The following is a 2,799-nucleotide window of genomic DNA, read 5'->3' on the forward strand; positions in this document are numbered from 1 at the left end:
CCTCGATCAGCGCACCGGTCCCGTCGTTGGGCACCACGACGGGCTTGGTGAAGCGCACGCCGTACTCGGCGACCGCGCCCGGGTCGCCGACCCAGTCGGTGACCACCCGGACCGCCGAGGCCATGGTGAACATGCCGTGCGCGATGACGTCCGGCAGTCCGACCTCCTTGGCGAACTTCTCGTTCCAGTGGATCGGGTTGAAGTCCCCGGAGGCGCCGGCGTACTGGACGAGCGTGGCGCGGGTCACAGGGAAGGTCTGCGCGGGGAGTTCGGTGCCGACCTCGACGTCGTCGTAGGCAATCTTCGCGGTCATCTCAGGACTCCTCAACGGGCCGGGCGACGAGCTTGGTGAGGGCGGTCACAACGTGCTCGCCGGCCTCGTCGTGCACCTCGCCACGGATGTCGATGACCTCGTTGCCGGCCATGGACCGGATCGCTTCGATGGTGGAGGTCACAGTCAGCCGGTCGCCGGCGCGCACCGGACGCCGGTAGGCGAACTTCTGGTCGCCGTGCACCACCCGGCTGTAGTCCAGGCCGAGTTGCGGATCCGCGACGACCAGCCCGGCAGCCTTGAATGTGATGGCAAACACAAAAGTCGGCGGCGCGATCACATCGGGGTGACCGAGTGCTTTGGCGGCTTCGGTGTCCGTGTAGGCGGGGTTGGTGTCACCGATCGCCTCGGCGAATTCGCGGATCTTTTCCCGCCCGACCTCGTACGGGTCGGTGGGCGGGTACGTGCGTCCGACGAATGACTGGTCGAGCGCCATGGGCTCGCAACCTCCCTGAACTGACGGTGCTAATGCCGCGAGGCCGCCCCCAGGAAATGGGGACGGCCTCACAGACGAGCCTGAGTTATCGCGTCTCGCGGTGCGCGGTGTGCGCGTTGCAGCGCGGGCAGTGCTTCTTCATCTCAAGGCGGTCCGGGTCGTTGCGCCGGTTCTTCTTGGTGATGTAGTTCCGCTCCTTGCACTCCACGCAGGCCAGCGTGATCTTCGGGCGGACGTCGGTGGCAGCCACGTGAGTGCTCCTTGACGGACGGATAGTGTATTGAACGCATAGAAGAGTAGCCGACCGGAGGACCGACCCCACAATCGGCTACTGTCAGTAGCGGTGACCGGACTTGAACCGGTGACACAGCGATTATGAGCCGCTTGCTCTACCGACTGAGCTACACCGCTGCGATGAGCGAGTCCCCCATCCGAGGACGAGGTACCTCACACATCAGAGCCCCAATACGGAATCGAACCGTAGACCTTCTCCTTACCATGGAGACGCTCTGCCGACTGAGCTATTGGGGCCGGCAACGAGATAAATACTACCCCACTCCCGCACTGTTTCCGAACCGGCCCCACCGCCCTAGAAAGCCGGTTGCAGCAATCCCCCCAGCGCATTGCAGGCCGCCGCCATCCGCTGCACCTCACGCCGCGTCATTCCGGCATCCACCGGCAGCCCCAACGTCTCGTCGACCGCCCGCTCGGTCTCCGGCAGAAAGACATCCCGCCGCAGCCCCGGCATCCGGTACACCGGCGTCTGCACCGGCACCTTGCAGCCAACTCCCTTGGCTCGCAAGGCCCGTGCGAACGCGTCCCGGTCCGGCCGCCCGTTCCCCGGCACCCGCACCACATACCGCTCATAGCTGTGCCCGGCCGCGGGCACCGGCGTCCGCACCCCGCTCAGCCGTCCGTCCAGATACCTGGCGTGCTCGCGCCGCAGCTCCGCCTCCTCCGGCCGCACCCCGGGCTCGTCCTCGACCAGCACCAACAGCCCGTGTCGCTGGCCGACTTCACGCATCCACGCCACGTCCGCCGGCCGCCCGAACCGGTGCACCGCCACCACCGCGGCGGTCTGCCGGGTCACCACATCCGCCACCGCCGCCGGATCCAGGCAGTAGCTCTCGGCATCCACGTCGGCGAACACCGGCACGGCCCCCAACTCCACGACGGCCCGGGCGACTTCGGCACTGCCGTAGGCCGGCACCACCACCTCGTCACCAGCACGGACACCGGCCGACCTGAGCGTTCCCACTGTCCCCATGCCGCGGAGCATGTCCAGGACAGTTGAACGTCACGTTACGTCCAAGACTGCAAACCCCTAACAAAAAAGCTCCGGTCCCTGAACCAGAAGGTTCAGGGACCGGAGCTGAATGATAGTTCGGCGGCGTCCTACTCTCCCACAGGGTCCCCCCTGCAGTACCATCGGCGCTGAAAGGCTTAGCTTCCGGGTTCGAAATGTAACCGGGCGTTTCCCTAACGCTATAACCACCGAAACACTATGAAACTATGAACAACCGTTGGTCTGTTCGTGGCTTCAGAACCAACACAGTGGACGCGAGCAACTGAGGACAAGCCCTCGGCCTATTAGTACCAGTCAACTCCACACCTTACGGCGCTTCCATATCTGGCCTATCAACCCAGTCATCTACTGGGAGCCTTACCCCATCAAGTGGGTGGGAGCCCTCATCTCGAAGCAGGCTTCCCGCTTAGATGCTTTCAGCGGTTATCCTTTCCGAACGTAGCCAACCAGCCATGCCCTTGGCAGAACAACTGGCACACCAGAGGTCCGTCCGTCCCGGTCCTCTCGTACTAGGGACAGCCCTTCTCAAGACTCCTACGCGCGCAGCGGATAGGGACCGAACTGTCTCACGACGTTCTAAACCCAGCTCGCGTACCGCTTTAATGGGCGAACAGCCCAACCCTTGGGACCGACTCCAGCCCCAGGATGCGACGAGCCGACATCGAGGTGCCAAACCATCCCGTCGATATGGACTCTTGGGGAAGATCAGCCTGTTATCCCCGGGGT

At 64.4% G+C, this 2,799-nt stretch carries 4 protein-coding genes, 2 tRNA genes and 2 rRNA genes; all 8 read right to left on the minus strand.

Annotation, left to right across the window (positions count from 1 at the left end):
• A partial coding sequence (locus AB0I03_RS26295) for a MaoC family dehydratase (RefSeq protein ID WP_360417288.1) occupies positions 1–313 on the minus strand: 313 nt, incomplete at its 3' end.
• 1 nt (position 314) lies between these two features.
• Complete coding sequence (locus AB0I03_RS26300; RefSeq protein ID WP_360417290.1) at positions 315–767, minus strand: MaoC family dehydratase N-terminal domain-containing protein; 453 nt, start codon at positions 765–767, stop codon at positions 315–317.
• Between the two features lie 85 nt (positions 768–852).
• Entirely contained in the window at positions 853–1,017 is a 165-nt protein-coding gene (rpmG, locus tag AB0I03_RS26305) for a 50S ribosomal protein L33 (RefSeq protein WP_004571794.1), read from the minus strand.
• Positions 1,018–1,105: 88 nt separating this feature from the next.
• Positions 1,106–1,178: transfer RNA gene (locus tag AB0I03_RS26310), tRNA-Met, on the minus strand.
• Positions 1,179–1,225: 47 nt separating this feature from the next.
• Positions 1,226–1,298: transfer RNA gene (locus tag AB0I03_RS26315), tRNA-Thr, on the minus strand.
• 58 nt (positions 1,299–1,356) lie between these two features.
• Positions 1,357–2,034 (minus strand): DegT/DnrJ/EryC1/StrS family aminotransferase, encoded by a 678-nt coding sequence (locus AB0I03_RS26320; RefSeq protein WP_360417292.1) that lies wholly within the window; start codon positions 2,032–2,034, stop codon positions 1,357–1,359.
• 115 nt (positions 2,035–2,149) lie between these two features.
• Positions 2,150–2,266, minus strand: a 5S ribosomal RNA gene (gene rrf, locus AB0I03_RS26325).
• 71 nt (positions 2,267–2,337) lie between these two features.
• A 23S ribosomal RNA gene (locus tag AB0I03_RS26330) occupies positions 2,338–2,799 on the minus strand; the annotation flags it as partial.

Origin of the sequence: Glycomyces sp. NPDC021274, from assembly GCF_040641195.1 — a bacterium.
Classification (GTDB): domain Bacteria; phylum Actinomycetota; class Actinomycetes; order Mycobacteriales; family Micromonosporaceae; genus Glycomyces.